Origin of the sequence: Streptomyces sp. MS19, from assembly GCF_047200595.1 — a bacterium.
Classification (GTDB): domain Bacteria; phylum Actinomycetota; class Actinomycetes; order Streptomycetales; family Streptomycetaceae; genus Streptomyces.
In genome coordinates this window covers 74,727-91,510 of record NZ_JBJZOH010000010.1, presented here as the reverse complement: position 1 = coordinate 91,510, position 16,784 = coordinate 74,727, and the positions used below count along the sequence as shown (strand labels likewise).

Below are 16,784 nucleotides of genomic sequence, written 5' to 3'. Positions count from 1 at the left end.
CGGCCTCCCCGGGGCATGGCGCACCCGCCGGACGGGAGTCGGCCGACGGGTCCGGACGGCTCCGGCCCGGTGTGTGGCAGTGACCGTGGCCGCGTGGTCGAGGCGGTCCCGGCCTCAGGCCACGGGGGCGGACCGCCGTGCGTCGGTGGTGCGCAGCCACACGGTCAGTGCGCGCCGCAGCCGTTCCGCGTCCGCCCGCACGACCGCTATCTCGTGCCACGTCATCGCCTCGTCGTGCGCCGTGAGCATGCGTTCGTACTCACTGCGCAGCCGTTGCAACGCCCGCAGCCTGGTGGGATTCTGCGGCGCGGCGACCCGGGCGAGGTCGTCGCCCAGCGCCACCAGGTCACGCCAGACCGCCACCGCCGCGACATCGGCGCGCTCCTGCTCCCCGCGCGCCTGGCTCGCGGGCAACCGCGCCAGGCGCCGCCGCCACCTGGCCGTCGCCCGTATCCGGCGCCTGCGGCGCGTCGAGTTGGCCGCCAGCAGCGGCACCAGCCACAGGGCGCCCATCGCGAGCACGACCAGCAGGTAGATCCGCGGCTGCCCCGTGTCGCCCGCCGCGCCGGGCAGCGCGGGGCCGGGGCCGCCCCCGTCGTCCCCCAGTTCGGTGAGCAGTTCCTCCAACGGCCCGGATATGGCGGGGGTCTCGCCCCACGTCCACTCCGTCGCCTCCACGAACGACGAGTCGCCCGTCGCCGAGACGTCCGTCACGTACGCGTCCGACTCGGTGTCCACCGTCCAGACGACCACGTCGGTGCCGTCGCCCTCCGGCACGAACATCTCGGCCAGTTCGGGGGAGTCGCTGTCCGGCAGGTCCTCCCCGAGGCGCAGCTCCAGCACCCCCTCCGGCATGAACGCCGCACGCGCGGACGGGTCCGCGCTCCGCAGCCGCTCCCGCAGCGCGTCCAGCTCCTCCTGGCCCGTCTCGCCGTCCGACACCCCCGGGTGCACGTAGACGGGATCGTCCGCCAGCGCCTGCCGCGCCACCTCGACCGGGTCGGGGCCGAGGAGCGCGGCCAGCAGCGCCATCCGCTGCGGGAGCGCCCCGGGCGGGACCGCGCCGATGCCTATGCCGCCGACCGTGAGGCTCACGTCGTCCACGCCGAACGGCGCCTCCCTGGTGCCGGTCGTCACCGAGAAGTCCTCGTCCTCCCAGCGCAGCAGCACCCCCGTCCCGCCTTCGGGCAGGTCCGCGAACAACTCCTCCTGGATCGCCGACTCGTCGCCCCCGAGCGCCGTCACGACCGCGACCCGCACCGGCGTGCGCGCGTCGGCGAACGTGGTGGCGAGCGACGCCGCGTCCACGGACGGGAAGACGTCCGTCACCGCCGGGTCCACGAAGAACGGCTCCTCGTCCGACAGCGCGAACACCCCGGGGGACAGGTCGCCGTCGAAGGCGTCCGGCAGGCTCAGGAGGAAGTTGCCCACGCCTATGCCGACGCGGTCCATGTACTCGTCGTCCATCTCCTCGCCGGTGAACCCCGCGCCGTAGGTGGTCCACTGGGAGGCCGTGGTGGGGTAGTCGGAGGTCGGGTCGTCGGTCTCGCTGTGAACGATGTACGCCCCCGGCTCGCCGACGGCGGCGGCGAACTGCTGGGCCGCCGCGTCGCCCTCGCCCAGCTCCTCGGTGACCATGGCGACGCGTACCGGCGTCTCCGCCCGCGCGTACCGCGCCCGTATCAGCGCCACCAGCGGCTCCGGCGCGCCCTCGAACCCGTCGGCCACCCACACGCCGGGCCCGTCCGCCAGCGCCTCGGCGGCCTCGTCGAGCTGCCCGGCCGCCCGCGCCGGGGGCGCGGTCAGCAGCCCGAGCGCAAGCAGCGGCGCGAGCACGGCCCCGATCAGCCCGGCGCCACGCCCCCCGGAACGCCTCCGCATCGCGCACCCCCCTCACCTGATGCCGTTCGCTGTGGAATCCTAAGCCGCGCCACTGACAACGGCGCCGGCGGAACCGGCACCGGCGGAACCGGCACCGGCACCGACACCGGCACCGACACAGCAACAGCCACCGGCGGACCGCACCGCCGGGTGGTCCGGGGGACACATGGTCGCGACGGGCGACGTACTCGAAGGCCGCTACCGCCTCGTCCGCAAGCTCGGCGAGGGCGGCATGGGCCAGGTCTGGCACGCCCACGACGAGCGGCTGCGGCGCGACATCGCCGTCAAGACCGCTACCGAGGGCGGCGCCGCGGACGACGACATCGTCGCCCGCCTCGAACGCGAGGCCCTCGCCATCGCCCGCCTCGCGCACCCCCACATCGTCACCGTCCACGACCTGTTCACCGGTGCACTCGACGGCAGGCCGACCGTCTTCCTCGTCATGGAGATGGTGCCGGGCCGCTCCCTCGACCGGCTCCTCGCCGAAGGGCCGCCCCCGCTGCCGACCACGCTGGAGTGGGCCGCGCAGATGGCCGACGCGCTCGCCGCCGCCCACGCGCCGGGCGTCGGCATCATCCACCGCGATCTGAAACCGGCCAACGTGATGGTGGTCCAGAGCCGGGTCAAACTGCTCGACTTCGGTATCGCGCGGTTCGCCGAGGGACTCAGCGACCGCCACCGCAGCTCCCTGACCGCCACCGGCGCCGCCATCGGCACCCCCGACTACATGGCGCCGGAGCAGTGCCTCGGCGACCCCGTGGACGCCAGGACCGACCTGTACGCGCTCGGCTGCGTCCTCTACCGCATGCTCACCGGCCGTACGGTCTTCCCGCCCGGCGGCACGGTGATGCAGGTCCTCTACCGCCAGGTGCACCAGGCCCCGCAACCCCCGCGCGAACTGCGCGACGACATCCCCGCCGACATCGAAGCGCTGGTGCTGCGCCTCCTCGCCAAGAGCCCCGCCGACCGCCCGGCCCACGCGACCACAGTCCGCGACCGCCTGCGTGAGCTGGCCGTACGGTATGCCGACGGCCCGTCCCACGACACCCCGACGAACGACCTGCGGTACAACGGCCCCGCCCCCGCTCCTGACGTGCCACCCGCCGACGCCCGCCCGGCCGCCCTGCCGGAGGACGCCCGCCCGACCGGCGCGCGGGACCCGCGTACGCCCGCTCCCGACAACCACAGCACCCACAGCGCCCAGAACAGCCAGAACAGCCAGAACAGCCAGAACAGTGAGACCAGCGAGAACAGCCACGACACCCAGGAGCCGCGCCCCCTGCGCCGCTCCTCCGTACGCCACGCCCCCAGCGAGGCCACCACCCTCCGCCAACGCCTCGCCGCCGCCGAAGCCGCCGCATCCCCCGCCGACTGGGCCGCGCTGATACCCGACCTGGCCCGCTACCACGGCCCCGACGGCTGGCCGACCGAACGTGCCTGCGTCCGCCTGGGCCTGCTCGACCCCACCGGAACCGCACGCGACGTGGCCGCGCTGCTGCTCCGCGAACACGGCGCGCGCCGCACCCGCCGAGCCCGCCGGGCCCTCCAGGGGAAGCGCATCACTCTGGGCTGAAGCCCTCCCGGTAGATTCCTCCCCATGAGTGGTAGCAACGAATTCCGCATCGAGCACGACTCCATGGGCGAGGTGCGGGTCCCGGCGGACGCGAAGTGGCGTGCGCAGACCCAGCGGGCCGTGGAGAACTTCCCCATCTCCGGTCAGGGCATCGAGCGCGCGCACATCGCCGCCCTCGCCCGCGTCAAGGCCGCCGCGGCGACCGTCAACGCCGAGCTGGGCGTCATCGACAAGGACATGGCGGAGGCCATCGCCGCCGCCGCCGGCGAGGTCGCGGACGGCGCCTGGGACGCGCACTTCCCGATCGACGTCTTCCAGACCGGTTCCGGCACCTCCTCGAACATGAACACCAACGAGGTGCTGGCCACCCTCGCCACCGAGCGCCTCGGCCGCCCGGTCCACCCCAACGACCACGTCAACGCGAGCCAGTCGTCCAACGACGTCTTCCCCTCCTCCATCCACATCGCCGCCACCGGCTCCGTCACCGGCGAGCTGATCCCGGCGCTGGCGCACCTCGCCGAGGCGCTGGAGCGCAAGGGCCAGGAGTTCTCCGGCGTCGTCAAGTCGGGCCGCACCCACCTCATGGACGCCACGCCCGTCACCCTGGGCCAGGAGTTCGACGGCTACGCGGCGCAGATCCGGTACGGCATCGAGCGCCTGAACGCCTCCCTGCCGCGCCTCGCCGAACTGCCTCTCGGCGGCACCGCGGTCGGCACCGGCATCAACACCCCGCCCGGCTTCTCCGCCGCCGTCATCGCCGAGGTCGCCCGCGTCACCGGCCTGCCGCTGACCGAGGCCCGCGACCACTTCGAGGCCCAGGGCGCCCGCGACGGCCTGGTGGAGACGTCCGGCCAGCTGCGCACGATCGCCGTGTCCCTCACCAAGATCTGCAACGACCTGCGCTGGATGTCCTCCGGCCCCCGCACGGGTCTGGCCGAGATCGCCCTGCCCGACCTCCAGCCGGGCTCCTCGATCATGCCGGGCAAGGTCAACCCGGTCATCCCCGAGGCCGTCCTGATGGTCGCCGCCCAGGTGATCGGCAACGACGTGACCGTCACCACGGCGGGCGCGGCGGGCAACTTCGAACTGAACGTCATGCTGCCCGTCATCGCGAAGAACCTGCTGGAGTCGATCCGCCTCCTGGGCAACGCCTCCCGCCTCCTCGCCGACCGCACGGTGGACGGCATCACCGCGAACGCCGAGCGCGCCCGCGAGTACGCCGAGTCCTCCCCGTCCGTCGTCACGCCCCTCAACCGCTACATCGGCTACGAGGAGGCCGCGAAGGTCGCCAAGCGCGCCCTCAAGGAGCGCAAGACCATCCGCGAGGCCGTCCTCGACGGCGGCTACGTGGAGCGCGGCGACCTCACCCTCGAACAGTTGGACGAGGCGTTGGACGTCCTGCGGATGACGCGCCCCTGACGTACTTGTCGGCCGGATGCGCCCGCTGTCCGTGGCGTCGCCCATACCATGTGTAGATGACAACGGGAACTGAGCGGAACGGCGGCGCGCATCCGTGGCGACCCGGCGACCACATCCTGTGGCGCTACCGCGCGAACGGCGCGGGAGGCACCGCCGGGCGCTTCCACATCTGCCGGCCCGTGACCGTTGTCCAGGACAGCCCCGACCTCCTCGCCGTCTGGCTCGCGCCCGGCACCGAGTGCATCAAGCCGGAGCTGGCCGACGGCACGCCGGTGCACCTGGAGCCGCTGGCGACCCGCTACACCAAGCCGCGCACGACCGTGCGCTCCCGCTGGTTCGGCGCGGGCGTGCTGAAGCTCGCGAGACCCGCCGAGCCGTGGTCCGTCTGGCTGTTCTGGGACCGCGGCTGGCGCTTCAAGAACTGGTACCTCAACCTGGAGGAGCCCAGGAGCCGCTGGCCCGGCGGCATCGACTCCGAGGACCACTTCCTCGACATCGCCGTCTACCCCGACCGCAGCTGGGAGTGGCGGGACGAGGACGAGTTCGCCCAGGCGCAGCAGGCCGGGCTGCTCGACGCGGGGCAGGCGGCCACGATCGGCGCCGCGGCCCGCGAGGCCGCGCGGCTCGTCACCGCCTGGGGCCCGCCGTTCTCCGACAACTGGCCGTCCTGGCGCCCCGATCCACGCTGGCGCACGCCCCAGCTGCCCGCCGACTGGGACCGCGCGCGCCCCGCGCTCACCGGCCCGCGGCAGGCCCGCCGGATGCCGGATCATCCCCGAGCCTCTTGATACGACCCCCCGCGCCGCCCGTAGGATCGGTCCCCACGACCGCACAACTGCACAACACCCCCACCACGCGCCCCAGTTTCCGCAGTTCCAGCCTGGATGGACATCCTCTCGTGACGGACCCGACCCCCTCGCAGCCCGTGGCTCGCACGGCGGACCTGACCACCTTCGCCGAGAGCCGGACGCTGCCGCACGCGCGCTCCGAGTCCGCCCCCGCGGAGCATCCGCCCGTCGGGCCCGTCGCCGGGGAGGGCCTCGGCGGCGGCATCGCGGAGTCCGACCGGCTGCGGTTCGTGGGGTCGGCCACGCGCCGCATCGCGCGCGGCATGGACCTGGACGAGATCGTGCTCGGCCTGTGCCGGTCGTCCGTGCCGACGTTCTCGGACGTCATCCTCGTCTACCTGCGCCACCCGCTGCCGGTCGGCGACGAGCAGCCGGTCACGCCGTGGGTGCTCAAGCTGCGCCGCAGCGACCGCATCCCCGAGCACATGTACCTCGGCGGCGCCCGCCCCGCCGAGCGCCCGCCCGCGCTCCCGCCGCTGCTCGGCGAGGCGATGCCGCAGGTCGAGGTCAGGGGGAACGGGCCGCTGGCCGAGGTGCTGCGCGGCGTCAGGCCCGTCTTCACCGACTCGCAGGTGCCGCGCGCCGCGATGCGCGAACTGACCGGCGCCACCGACCTGCCGGAGGGCCGCCGCGTCATCGTCGCGCCGCTGCGCGGCCGGCGGCGGGTGATCGGCGCGGCCGTCTTCCTCCGCACACCCGATCGTGAATCGTTCGAACAGGAGGACCTCCAGGTCGCCGCGCAGCTCGCCACCCACTCCGCGCTCGGCGTGGACAAGGCGGTGCTGTACGGGCGGGAGGCGTCCATCGCCGACGAACTCCAGCGCACCATGCTCCCCGACGACCTGCCGGAGCCGACCGGCGTCCGCCTCGCGAGCCGCTACCTGCCCGCCGCCCAGTCCGCCCGCGTCGGCGGCGACTGGTACGACACGATCCCCCTGCCCGGCAGCCGCGTGGCGCTCGTCGTCGGCGACGTGATGGGCCACTCGACCACGTCCGCCGCCATCATGGGCCAGCTGCGCACGACGGTGCAGACACTCGCCGGGCTCGACCTGCCGCCCCAGGAGGTCCTGCACCACCTGGACGAGCAGGCCCAGCGGCTCGGCACCGACCGGATGGCGACCTGCCTCTACGCCGTCTACGACCCGGTCGCCCACCGCATCAAGGCCGCCAACGCGGGCCACCCGCCGCCCGTCCTCCTCCACGTGGACGGCTCCACCGAGCTGGTGCAGATGCCGCCCAACGCGCCGATCGGCGTCGGCGGCGTGGACTTCGAGACCGTCGAGTTCGACGCCCCGGCGGGCGCCACCCTCGTCCTCTACACGGACGGCCTCGTCGAGTCCCGTACGCGCGACGTGTGGACGGGCGTGGAGCAGCTGCGCGAAAAGCTCGCCGAGATCTCCCGGCTGACCCGCCCCGACGCGGCGCTGCCCCTTGAACCGATGTGCGACGAGATCCTCGACATCGTCGGCCCCGGCGACCGCGACGACGACATCGCCCTGCTGGCCGCCCGCTTCGAGGGCATCGCGCCGGAGGCCAACGCGTTCCTCCGCCTCGACCCGCGCGCCCAGTCGGTCCGCGAGGCGCGCCGCCTCGTCCGCGAGAGCCTGGCCCGCTGGGACCTGCTCGACATCGAGGACACGGTGGAGCTGCTGGTCAGCGAGGTCGTCACCAACGCCGTGCGGTACGCGGAACGGCCCGTCACCGTCCGGCTGCTGCGCACCGACGTGCTGCGCTGCGAGGTGGGCGACGACGTGCCCCAGCTGCCGCGGCTGCGCCAGGCCGGCCCGGCCGACGAGGGCGGCCGCGGCCTCTACCTGGTGCAGCGGCTGGCGCGGAGCTGGGGCGCGACACGGCTGAGCACCGGCAAGGTCGTCTGGTTCGAGATGGCGACGCAGGCGGCCTGATCAGGTCCCGGCGAGCAGCGCGTCCGGGTCGAGGACGGGCTCGCCGCGCGTCCACCCGCAGGGCGTCAGCCCGTCGCTCTGGAGCGCGTCGAGCACCCGCAGGACCTCCTGCGGGTTCCGGCCGACCGTCCCGGCCGTGACCATCGCGAAGCGGATCTCGTCCTGTGGGTCCACGAGGAAGACGGCCCGCTGCGGCAGCCCGTCGGGGCCGAGGACGCCGAGCGCGGCGCACAGCTCGCGCCGTACGTCCGACAGCATCGGGAACGGCAGGTGCCGCAGGTCGGGGTGCTCGCGGCGCCACGCGTGGTGGACGTACTCCGAGTCGAGCGACAGGCCGAGGACCTGGGCGCCCCGGTCGGCGAACTCCTGCGCCATCCCGCCGAAGGCGGCGATCTCGGTCGGGCAGACGAAGGTGAAGTCCATGGGCCAGGCGAAGACGACCTTCCACGCGCCCGCGTGGGTCTTCTCGGTGATCCTGGTGAACTCCTGGCCAGGCTCAAGCGAGACGCAGGCGGGGAGGTCGAACGGGGGGAACGGGTCGCCGACGGTCAGCACGGCGGGGCCTCCTCGGGGCGCGGTGCACGAAAGGTTTGTCGCATACCGTGCCACACCCGTCACGGATCGTCGCCCTCCTGTCGCGCGCGCCGCGGTTCAGGCGGGGGAATCGCCGCCCGGCGCGTCCCGGCGGCGCGGCCGGCCGCGCCGCCGGGCGGGCGAGGTGTCGTCCGGGAGGCGCCCCGCGGCCAGGAGCGCCTGCCGCAGGAGGTAGTCGATCTGCGCGTTGGTGCTGCGCAGCTCGGCGGCCGCCCACCGCGCGAGCGCGTCGTGGACGGCGGGGTCGAGCCGGAGCAGGACCTGCCTGCGCGGGGGCGGCGGCGGTGCGGTCACTGGTACAGCGTCCCGGTGTTCAGCACGGGCTGGGGGGAGCGGTCGCCGCACAGGACGACGAGCAGGTTGGAGACCATCGCGGCCCGGCGTTCCTCGTCCAGTGTGATGTCGTCCATCTCCGCGATGCGCGACACGGCGTCCTCCACCATGCTGCACGCGCCCTCGACGATCGTCTTGCGCGCCGCGACGACCGCGCCCGCCTGCTGGCGCTGGAGCATCGCGGAGGCGATCTCGGGGGCGTACGCGAGGTGGGTGAAGCGTGACTCGATGATCCGCACGCCCGCGGCGGCGACGCGCGCGGTCAGCTCGACGGCCAGCTTGTCGGTGATCTCCTCGGCGTTGCCGCGCAGCGACAGCTCGTCCTCGCCGTGCGCGTCGTACGGGTAGTCGAGCGCGATGTGCCGGACGGCGGACTCGGTCTGGACGCTGACGAACTCGACGAAGTCGTCCACCTCGAACGACGCCTGCGCCGTGTCCTCGACCTGCCAGACGACGACGGCGGCCAGCTCGATCGGGTTGCCGTACGCGTCGTTGACCTTGAGGACGTTGGTCTCGTGGTTGCGGACGCGGGTGGAGATCTTGCCGCGGGTCGTCAGCGGGTTGACCCAGCGCAGGCCGTCCTTGCGGATGGTGCCGGTGTAGCGGCCGAAGAACTGCACGACGCGTGCCTCGCCGGGGGCGACCATGTTCAGTCCCGTCATCAGGACGATGCAGGCCAGCGCGAGCAGGAGGCCGCCGGCGATCAGGGCGGCCCCGGCGCCGGCGGACCCGTCGTCGGCGAGGGCGATGCCGTACGCGGCGCCGCCGAGCCCGGCGAGGAGGCCGAGGAACGTGAGCAGCAGCGCGAGGCCGCCGGGCACGCTGTGCGCGGGGAACTCGCGTACGCCCGGCGCCGGCATCGCCGGCAGGTCGGCGCCGCCCGTGGTGGCGCGGGTGGGCTGTGTGGGTGTGCCGTCGGTCATGGGGTCCCCGTTCCGGTCGGTCCGATGGTCTAGCAATCTGCTAGCACTTTACCTCAAGGGGGTGGTCGCGATGTATCGCGAGTCGCTAGGCTGTCGCCCGTGACAGCCGAGAATCCGCCCGCGGTACCGCTGGGCAAAGAACCGCCGCCCCCGCCGGTCCGCGCCTCCGACGCCGAGCGGGACCGGGTGGCCGAGATCCTCGCCCAGGCCCTGAGCGACGGACGCCTGGACGCCGAGGAGCACTCCGAGCGCGTCGACGCCGTCTACGCGGCCAAGACCGTCGCCGAACTGGAGCCGCTGATCCGCGACCTGCCGGAGGGGCAGGCGTTCACACCCCCCGCGGACCACGCCGCCAGGCCCGCGCCCGAGGTACGCCCCGCGCCGGGCGGCGCGTCCGCCGGGACGCGCAACGTCGTGGCCGTCCTCAGCGGTTCGACCCGGCACGGGCGGTGGCGCGTCGGCGGGACCATCAACGCGGTGGCCGTCCTCGGCGGCATCGAACTCGACTTCACCGAGGCCCTGTTCGAGCAGCGCCAGGTGGTGGTCAACGCGGTCGCGGTCCTGGGCGGCATCGAGATACGGGTGCCGGACAACGTCTCGCTGCGCTGCGAGGGCAGCGGCTTCATGGGCGGTTTCGAGGTCCGCGAGACCGAGGCGGCGGACCCTGACGCGCCCGTGATCGTCGTCAAGGGCTTCGCCGTGATGGGCGGCGTGGAGGCGAAGCCGGTGGACGGCCGGCGCGTCAAGGACCTGCGCAAGGACTGACCGGTACGGCTGATACGGCGGGCCGCGTTGTCGCTCCGTGCATAAGCGTGCGCACAGCGGGTAGGGCTCGGGGGACCGTCACTCGTATGGCCGCATGGTGGGAAGGGCAAGCGCGGCGTCCCCCAGGACGGGTGAGGGTCCACCAGCCAGGAGCGACCCCCGTAGCCGTCGTCAGGAGTTGACCGTGCTGCAATCGTCACCGCCACATGAGTCCCAGTGGTCCCCAGCAGCCCCCGCCCAGCGCAGTACGAGAGACCTGGGCGGCCCCTGGCACTCGGAGGCCGCGTGCCGGCGCGACGAGGCCGGCCTGTTCTTCGCGCCGTCCCAGGAGCCCACCGCCGCCCGGCTGTCGCGCGAACAGGCGGCCAAGTCCGTGTGCGCCCGCTGCCCGGTCCTGCTCGAATGCCGGGAGCACGCCCTCCTCCAGCCGGAGCCCTACGGCGTCTGGGGCGGGCTCACGGCGGCCGAGCGCCGCGTCGTGCTCAGCCGCAGGCGCCGCCGGGACACGGCCGCGCCCGGCGGCCGCGCGGCCGACATCCCGCGCATCGCGTGAACGGCCCGCCGCGCGCCGCCTGAGCGAGCCGGACGCCGCCGAGCGGGGCGGCCGCCCCCCAACCCACCGCCCGCCCCGCCGGCTCCCCTTCCCGACCCGCCGGACGACCCGTCAGCCGGCGCGGTCGAAGTCCACGGCGCTGTACGCCCGCAGCTTGCTCAGCCGGTGCGTGGAGTCGATCTGACGGATCGTGCCGGAACGCGACCGCATCACCAGCGACTGCGTCGTCGCCGTCTCGGCGCGGTAGCGCACCCCGCGCAGCAACTCCCCGTCCGTCACCCCGGTCGCGACGAAGAACACGTTCTCGCCGCCGACCAGGTCGTCCGTGTGCAGCACCCGGTCGAGGTCGTGCCCCGCGTCCAGGGCGGCGCGGCGCTCGGCCTCGTCCTTGGGCCACAGCTTGCCCTGGATCGTGCCGCCCAGGCACTTGATCGCGCACGCCGCGATGATGCCCTCGGGCGTGCCGCCGATGCCGAGCAGCAGATCGACGCCGGTGTGGTCGCGCACGCTCATGATGGCCCCGGCGACGTCCCCGTCCGCGATGAACTTGATGCGCGCCCCGCTCTCCCGCACGCGGCGCACCAGGTCGCCGTGGCGCGGCCGGTCGAGGATGACGACGGTCACGTCCTCCGGCTTCCCGCCCTTGGCCTTGGCGACCCGGCGGATGTTCACCTCGGGCGGCGCGTCGATGTCCACGAACTCGGCCGCCTCGGGGCCGGTCGCCAGCTTGTCCATGTAGAAGACCGCGCTGGGGTCGAACATCGCGCCGCGCTCGGCCACCGCCAGCACCGACACGGCGTTCGCCATGCCCTTGGCGGTCAGCGTCGTCCCGTCCACCGGGTCCACGGCCACGTCGCACTCCGGGCCCGTGCCGTCGCCGACGCGTTCGCCGTTCCAGAGCATCGGCGCCTCGTCCTTCTCGCCCTCGCCGATGACCACGACGCCGTTCATCGAGACGGTCGAGACGAGCGCGCGCATCGCGCGGACGGCGGCGCCGTCCGCGCCGTTCTTGTCGCCGCGCCCCACCCAGCGGCCGGACGCCATCGCCCCGGCCTCGGTGACGCGGACGAGTTCCAGCGCGAGGTTGCGGTCGGGCGCCGCGGGGGCGACGTCGAGGGGAGGCGGAAGGTGATCGGGCATCTGAGGACGCGCCTTTCTGCGCCGGGCGGCGCGGGGAGGGTGCTCCGACTCTAGCCGCATGCCCTTCAGATGAGCGGGGCAACCGTCGTTTGAGCGAGACCGGGGGCGGGTGCGGGCTCCGCCCCGGCGTGCGCGACGATGGCTGTGTGGCGAGCGAAGTGTCGAGTGAGAGCCCCGCGCCGGACGCCGCGGCGGAGACCCCGTCGGGGAGCGCGGACGGAACGGCCCCCGCGCCGCCCGGCGGACGGCCGGGCGGCGGGCGGGCGCACCGCCTGCGCCTCCAGAGTTTCCGCAACATGGTGCTGTCCATGGCGCTGATCTGCGTCGGCGCGTTCGGCTTCTGGCTCGTCATCCCGCACGACGAGTCGCGCGACCCGGTCCGCACCGTCGAGTACGACGTCGCCGCCGCCACCGCGGCCCGCGCGGCGCCCTACGACCTGCTCGTCCCGCGCGGCCTGGACGAGGACTGGCGGGCGACGGCGGTGCGCTACGACCCGCAGGGCGAGTTCGGCCCGACCTGGCGCCTCGGCTTCATGGACCCGTCCGACGAGTACGTCGCGCTCACCCAGGCGGTGCCGGTGGAGGGCAACGAGGACGCGTTCGTGTCCTCCGTCACCGTCGGCGCGACGGCCACCGGCGAGACCGTCGAGGTCGCCGGTGACACGTGGGCGCGCTACGAGGGGCCGAAGTACGACGCGCTGGTCCGCGTCGGCCCCGAGGACACCACGGTCGTGATGGGCACCGCGCCGCTCGACGGCCTCACGGGGCTGACCGAGGCGCTCGCCCCCGAGCCCGGCCGGGCCGCCTGACGACGGGACCGGCGGGCGCGTCCCACCGGTCCCGCGCCGCTCACCTCACAGGACTCACAGGGTTCACAGGAAGCTGACGGCCTCGGCGGCGTCCAGCCTTGGCTGGCGCGGTCGGTAGGCGGTCTCGGCGGGCCGGCCTATGTTCACCAGCACCAGCGACCGCTGCCGCCCGTCGGGGAAGAACTCCTTGTCCACACCGGCGCGGTCGAAGCCGCTCATCGGACCGGCCGCCAGCCCCGCCGCCCGCACACCGAGCACGAAGTAGCCGATCTGGAGGGACGCGTTCAGCCGCGCGTCCGCCTCGCGCACGCCGGGGTCGCCGTACACGTCCCGCGCCAGCGTCGGCTTGACCGGGAAGAGCGTCGGCAGCTTCTCGTGGAAGTTCAGGTCGGCGGAGAGGATCGCCGTGGCCGGGGCGGGCGCCGTGTGGACGCGGTTGCCCTCCGTCAGGTGCGGGAGCAGCCTCGCCTTCCCCTCGGGACTGCGGACGACCGTCACACGCAGCGGCGAGATGTTGAACGCCGTCGGCGCGTACTTGATCAGGTCGTAGACCGCCCTCACCTGTTCGTCGGTCACCGGCTCCCCGGTGAACGCGCGGGCCGTGTGCGCCTGGTGGAACAGCAGGTCCTGGGCTTCGGTGTCGAGGCTGAGAGCCATCGGGGAGTGCCTTTCACGATCGCGGCCGACCGGCGGAAATTGACCGGTCAACTTGTTCGGCCGCGATGCTATTCCTCCCCGTCGGCGCCCCGCGCACCGCCCACCGGCTCGGCGCCGTCACCGCCGTCACCGCCGTCACCGCCGTCACCGTCCTCGTCACCGGCCGCCAGCGCCGCGTCCAGCCGCGCCCGCGCGCCCTCAAGCCACTGACCGCAGATCCGCGCCAGCTCCTCGCCCCGCTCCCACAGCGCGAGCGACTCCTCCAGCGTCGCGCCGCCCGTCTCCAGCCGGCGCACCACGTCGATCAGCTCGTCGCGCGCCTGCTCGTAGCCCAGCGCTGCGCCGGGACCGGTCCCCGCTTCCGTCATGCCAGCCACCCTATGTCCGGCCCCACGGGCCACCCGTCACACATCACACCCACGCCGCCCTCAGCTCCCTTCCGTCCCGTCCCGCCCGTCCCCGCTCACCGTCACCCGGAACGTCCCGTCCGCCACCCGGGCCCGCAGCCCGTCCCCGGCCGCCACCTCGTCGGGGGACCGCACGGCCGCGCCGTCCGCCCGCTGGAGCACCGCGTACCCCCGCCGCAGCGTCGCCGCCGGCGAGAGCGCCACGACGCGCGCCCTCGTGTGCTCCACGTCCGCCCGCGCGCGGTCCAGCAGATGGCCCAGCGCACGCCGGGAGCGCCCGAGCAGATCCGCCAGCTCCGCCCCGCGCCCCTCCACCAGCCCGTACGGCTCCGCCAGCGCCGGACGGCTGCGGATGCCCGCGAGCCCCCGCTCCTCCCGGTCGAGCCGCGCCTCGACGCACCGCCGCGCCCGGTCCCGCAGCTGCCCTATCCGCGTCAGCTCCTCCCGCACGTCGGGCACCACCCGCTTCGCCGCGTCCGTGGGCGTCGAGGCGCGCAGGTCGGCCACCAGGTCAAGCAGCGGCGCGTCCGGCTCGTGCCCGATCGCCGAGACCACCGGCGTCCCGCACGCGGCGACCGCCCGCACCAACTCCTCGTCGGAGAACGGCAGCAGGTCCTCCACGCTGCCGCCGCCCCGCGCCACCACGATCACGTCCACCCCGGGATCGGCGTCCAGCTCGCGCACCGCCGCCACGACCTGGGACACCGCGTGGACGCCCTGCACCGCCACGTTCCGCACCGCGAAGCGGACGGCGGGCCAGCGCAGCCGCGCGTTCTCCAGCACGTCGCGCTCGGCGGCCGACGCGCGGCCCGTCACCAGCCCCACGCAGCCGGGCAGGAACGGCAGCCGCCGCTTCCGGTCGGCGGCGAACAGCCCCTCGGCCGCCAGCTCGCGCTTCAGCCGTTCGAGACGGACCAGCAGCTCGCCCATCCCCACGGCCCGGATCTCCGTCGCCCGCAGCGACAGGTCGCCCCGCGCCGCGTACCACGACGGCTTCCCGAAGACGACGACCCGCGCCCCCTCCCGCACCACATCGGACACCTGGTCGAACACGGCGCGGTAGCACGTCACCCGCAGCGACACGTCCCGCGCCGGGTCGCGCAGCGTCAGGAACACCACCCCCGCCCCCGGACGCCGCGTGAGCTGCGTGATCTGCCCCTCGACCCACACCGCGCCGAGCCGGTCGATCCACCCACCGATGAGCCGCGACACCTCCCCGACCGGGATCGGTGCCTCTGCGGACGTCGTGACAGCCATGCGCGCAACGCTAACGCCCGCCACTGACAACGCGGTCCGTTCCCCGGCCGGCCGCCCGCCCCCGTACGATGAACGCATGGCCGACCCGACCGAGACCAAGCGCCGCGTCCTGCTCGCCGCCCCCCGCGGATACTGCGCGGGAGTGGACCGTGCCGTCATCGCGGTCGAACGCGCGCTGGAGCAGTACGGACCCCCCGTCTACGTCCGCCACGAGATCGTGCACAACAAGTACGTCGTGCGCACCCTCGAACAGAAGGGCGCCGTCTTCGTCGAGGAGACGGCCGAGGTCCCCGAGGGCGAGATCGTCATCTTCTCCGCCCACGGCGTCGCCCCCGAGGTGCACCGCGAGGCGGAACGCGGGCGGCTCGCCACCATCGACGCGACCTGCCCGCTCGTCACCAAGGTCCACAAGGAGGCCGTCCGGTTCGCCAGGGAGGACTACGACATCCTCCTCATCGGCCACGACGGGCACGAGGAGGTCATCGGCACCAGCGGCGAGGCCCCCGAGCACATCACCCTGGTGGACGGCCCTGGCGACGTGGCGGGTCTTGAGGTCCGCGACCCGGAGAAGGTCGTCTGGCTCTCCCAGACCACACTGTCGGTGGACGAGACGATGGAGACCGTCGCCGCGCTCAAGGACCGCTTCCCCCAGCTGATCGACCCGCCGAGCGACGACATCTGCTACGCCACGCAGAACCGGCAGACCGCCATCAAGCAGGTCGCGGCGGACGCGGAACTCGTCCTCGTCGTCGGCTCGAAGAACTCCTCCAACTCGGCCCGCATGGTCGAGGTCGCCCTCGGCGCGGGCGCGGACGCCGCGTACCTCGTGGACGGCGCCGAGGAGATCGACGAGGCCTGGCTCGACGGCGTGACGACCGTCGGCCTGTCCTCCGGCGCGTCCGTGCCCGAGGTGCTGGTGGACGGCGTGCTGGAGTGGCTGTCGGCGCGGGGCTGGGCGGACGTGCAGATCGTGCAGCCGATGCAGGAGCACATCCAGTTCTCGCTGCCGAAGGAACTGCGCCGCGACCTGCGCGCCGAGGCCGCCGCCGCCAAGACCGCCGCCCGCTGAGCCGCCGCGCTCAGATCCCGCGCCCCTCGGCCGCCCGGCGGCGGTCGCGCAGCCTGCGGCCGAGGAGCAGCAGCAGCTTGCGGACGAGGGCGATCGCCCCGGCCACGGCCGTGCCCGCGAAGACCCACGGCGCCTGGAGCGCCAGCTGCGTGACGGCGTCCAGCGGGCCGCCCGTGGTGAACAGCCCCGCCGCGAACGCGATCGGCGCCGCCACCGGCGCGAACACGAGGTCGGCGGGCCGCACCCACACCGCCGCGGCGGTCCCCGTCACGACGAACAGCACGCCGTAGAGCGTCGGGACCCCGCCCAGCAGCTCGCAGAACCACGCCGACCCCACCATCGCCAGGGTGGTCAGCACGCCGCAGCCCAGGCCGGTCAGCCGGGGACGCGGGAGCCTGCGGGCGGGCCGGCCCGGCTGGGGCCTGGCCCGTACGGCCCCGGCCGGCCGGGGCACCCGTGTCCGCACCCGGGCCGCGGCATTCGTGTGCCGAGGGTGATGAGCTGTGTGCGTAGAGTGTTCCACGGGGTCAAGGTAAGCCGCCGGGCCCCGGGTGGGGGGTGATGGACACGCGTGCACGCCGTATGACTGTCCTCCTGGCTGCCCGTCGGACGGTACGCACGCCGCCCGGCCGCCGCCCCGTTCCGCGCCCGT

At 74.1% G+C, this 16,784-nt stretch carries 17 protein-coding genes; 8 read left to right on the top strand and 9 right to left on the bottom strand.

Going from position 1 to position 16,784, the window contains the following annotated elements; all coding sequences use genetic code 11:
- Positions 1-114: 114 nt before the first annotated feature.
- A complete protein-coding gene (locus ACL02R_RS13195) occupies positions 115-1,881 on the bottom strand; it encodes a hypothetical protein (RefSeq protein WP_412797064.1) in 1,767 nt (588 codons plus the stop codon).
- A 166-nt stretch (positions 1,882-2,047) separates the two neighbouring features.
- On the opposite strand from ACL02R_RS13195, the gene ACL02R_RS13190 reads away from it, so the two are divergent.
- The 4 genes from ACL02R_RS13190 to ACL02R_RS13175 all read left to right on the top strand — a co-directional run bounded on the left by ACL02R_RS13190 (position 2,048) and on the right by ACL02R_RS13175 (position 7,625).
- The gene (locus ACL02R_RS13190) at positions 2,048-3,454 is read left to right on the top strand and encodes a serine/threonine-protein kinase (protein WP_412797063.1); all 1,407 of its coding nucleotides are present in this window, start codon (positions 2,048-2,050) and stop codon (positions 3,452-3,454) included.
- A 24-nt stretch (positions 3,455-3,478) separates the two neighbouring features.
- Positions 3,479-4,873: a class II fumarate hydratase gene (locus tag ACL02R_RS13185; RefSeq protein WP_412797062.1), complete on the top strand. Its 1,395-nt coding sequence runs from the start codon at positions 3,479-3,481 to the stop codon at positions 4,871-4,873.
- Between the two features lie 56 nt (positions 4,874-4,929).
- Positions 4,930-5,661: a DUF402 domain-containing protein gene (locus ACL02R_RS13180; RefSeq protein WP_412797061.1), complete on the top strand. Its 732-nt coding sequence runs from the start codon at positions 4,930-4,932 to the stop codon at positions 5,659-5,661.
- Between the two features lie 110 nt (positions 5,662-5,771).
- Entirely contained in the window at positions 5,772-7,625 is a 1,854-nt protein-coding gene (locus ACL02R_RS13175) for a SpoIIE family protein phosphatase (RefSeq protein ID WP_412797060.1), read from the top strand.
- Here ACL02R_RS13175 and ACL02R_RS13170 read toward each other — a convergent pair whose 3' ends face one another.
- The 3 genes from ACL02R_RS13170 to ACL02R_RS13160 form a co-directional block, all read right to left on the bottom strand.
- Complete coding sequence (locus ACL02R_RS13170; protein ID WP_412797059.1) at positions 7,626-8,180, bottom strand: peroxiredoxin; 555 nt, start codon at positions 8,178-8,180, stop codon at positions 7,626-7,628.
- A gap of 96 nt (positions 8,181-8,276) precedes the next feature.
- A complete protein-coding gene (locus tag ACL02R_RS13165) occupies positions 8,277-8,513 on the bottom strand; it encodes a hypothetical protein (protein WP_412797058.1) in 237 nt (78 codons plus the stop codon).
- Entirely contained in the window at positions 8,510-9,475 is a 966-nt protein-coding gene (locus ACL02R_RS13160; protein ID WP_412797057.1) for an SPFH domain-containing protein, read from the bottom strand. The genes ACL02R_RS13165 and ACL02R_RS13160 overlap by 4 nt, the downstream gene beginning before the upstream one ends.
- Positions 9,476-9,574: 99 nt before the next feature.
- On the opposite strand from ACL02R_RS13160, the gene ACL02R_RS13155 reads away from it, so the two are divergent.
- Together ACL02R_RS13155 and ACL02R_RS13150 are read left to right on the top strand one after the other, a co-directional pair.
- Positions 9,575-10,240 (top strand): DUF1707 SHOCT-like domain-containing protein, encoded by a 666-nt coding sequence (locus ACL02R_RS13155; RefSeq protein ID WP_412797056.1) that lies wholly within the window; start codon positions 9,575-9,577, stop codon positions 10,238-10,240.
- Positions 10,241-10,424: 184 nt separating this feature from the next.
- A complete protein-coding gene (locus ACL02R_RS13150; protein WP_412797055.1) occupies positions 10,425-10,793 on the top strand; it encodes a WhiB family transcriptional regulator in 369 nt (122 codons plus the stop codon).
- Between the two features lie 111 nt (positions 10,794-10,904).
- On the opposite strand, the gene glpX is transcribed toward ACL02R_RS13150, so the two are convergent.
- Positions 10,905-11,933: a class II fructose-bisphosphatase gene (gene glpX / locus ACL02R_RS13145; protein ID WP_412797054.1), complete on the bottom strand. Its 1,029-nt coding sequence runs from the start codon at positions 11,931-11,933 to the stop codon at positions 10,905-10,907.
- Positions 11,934-12,079: 146 nt separating this feature from the next.
- Between glpX and ACL02R_RS13140 the strand changes: the two genes are divergently transcribed.
- Positions 12,080-12,742, top strand: a complete 663-nt coding sequence (locus tag ACL02R_RS13140) for a DUF4245 domain-containing protein (protein WP_412797053.1) — start codon at positions 12,080-12,082, stop codon at positions 12,740-12,742.
- 63 nt (positions 12,743-12,805) lie between these two features.
- On the opposite strand, the gene ACL02R_RS13135 is transcribed toward ACL02R_RS13140, so the two are convergent.
- From ACL02R_RS13135 to xseA, 3 genes are all read right to left on the bottom strand, one after another.
- Positions 12,806-13,399: a malonic semialdehyde reductase gene (locus tag ACL02R_RS13135; RefSeq protein WP_412797052.1), complete on the bottom strand. Its 594-nt coding sequence runs from the start codon at positions 13,397-13,399 to the stop codon at positions 12,806-12,808.
- A gap of 68 nt (positions 13,400-13,467) precedes the next feature.
- The gene (locus ACL02R_RS13130; RefSeq protein WP_412797051.1) at positions 13,468-13,767 is read right to left on the bottom strand and encodes an exodeoxyribonuclease VII small subunit; all 300 of its coding nucleotides are present in this window, start codon (positions 13,765-13,767) and stop codon (positions 13,468-13,470) included.
- A 60-nt stretch (positions 13,768-13,827) separates the two neighbouring features.
- The gene (xseA, locus tag ACL02R_RS13125) at positions 13,828-15,063 is read right to left on the bottom strand and encodes an exodeoxyribonuclease VII large subunit (protein ID WP_412797050.1); all 1,236 of its coding nucleotides are present in this window, start codon (positions 15,061-15,063) and stop codon (positions 13,828-13,830) included.
- 76 nt (positions 15,064-15,139) lie between these two features.
- On the opposite strand from xseA, the gene ACL02R_RS13120 reads away from it, so the two are divergent.
- Entirely contained in the window at positions 15,140-16,132 is a 993-nt protein-coding gene (locus ACL02R_RS13120; RefSeq protein ID WP_412797049.1) for a 4-hydroxy-3-methylbut-2-enyl diphosphate reductase, read from the top strand.
- A 10-nt stretch (positions 16,133-16,142) separates the two neighbouring features.
- Here the strand turns inward: ACL02R_RS13120 and ACL02R_RS13115 are convergent, their stop codons facing one another.
- Positions 16,143-16,586, bottom strand: a complete 444-nt coding sequence (locus tag ACL02R_RS13115) for a DUF6542 domain-containing protein (protein ID WP_412797048.1) — start codon at positions 16,584-16,586, stop codon at positions 16,143-16,145.
- Positions 16,587-16,784: the final 198 nt, after the last annotated feature.

What these genes read in the sequence shown, in the direction of transcription:
- ACL02R_RS13195 (WP_412797064.1), bottom strand. Translation starts at nt 1,881, where the DNA reads ATGCGGAGGCGTTCCGGGGGGCGTGGCGCCGGGCTGATCGGGGCCGTG.
- ACL02R_RS13190 (WP_412797063.1), top strand. Translation starts at nt 2,048, where the DNA reads ATGGTCGCGACGGGCGACGTACTCGAAGGCCGCTACCGCCTCGTCCGC.
- ACL02R_RS13185 (WP_412797062.1), top strand. Translation starts at nt 3,479, where the DNA reads ATGAGTGGTAGCAACGAATTCCGCATCGAGCACGACTCCATGGGCGAG.
- ACL02R_RS13180 (WP_412797061.1), top strand. Translation starts at nt 4,930, where the DNA reads ATGACAACGGGAACTGAGCGGAACGGCGGCGCGCATCCGTGGCGACCC.
- ACL02R_RS13160 (WP_412797057.1), bottom strand. Translation starts at nt 9,475, where the DNA reads ATGACCGACGGCACACCCACACAGCCCACCCGCGCCACCACGGGCGGC.
- glpX (WP_412797054.1), bottom strand. Translation starts at nt 11,933, where the DNA reads ATGCCCGATCACCTTCCGCCTCCCCTCGACGTCGCCCCCGCGGCGCCC.
- ACL02R_RS13135 (WP_412797052.1), bottom strand. Translation starts at nt 13,399, where the DNA reads ATGGCTCTCAGCCTCGACACCGAAGCCCAGGACCTGCTGTTCCACCAG.
- ACL02R_RS13130 (WP_412797051.1), bottom strand. Translation starts at nt 13,767, where the DNA reads ATGACGGAAGCGGGGACCGGTCCCGGCGCAGCGCTGGGCTACGAGCAG.
- xseA (WP_412797050.1), bottom strand. Translation starts at nt 15,063, where the DNA reads ATGGCTGTCACGACGTCCGCAGAGGCACCGATCCCGGTCGGGGAGGTG.
- ACL02R_RS13120 (WP_412797049.1), top strand. Translation starts at nt 15,140, where the DNA reads ATGGCCGACCCGACCGAGACCAAGCGCCGCGTCCTGCTCGCCGCCCCC.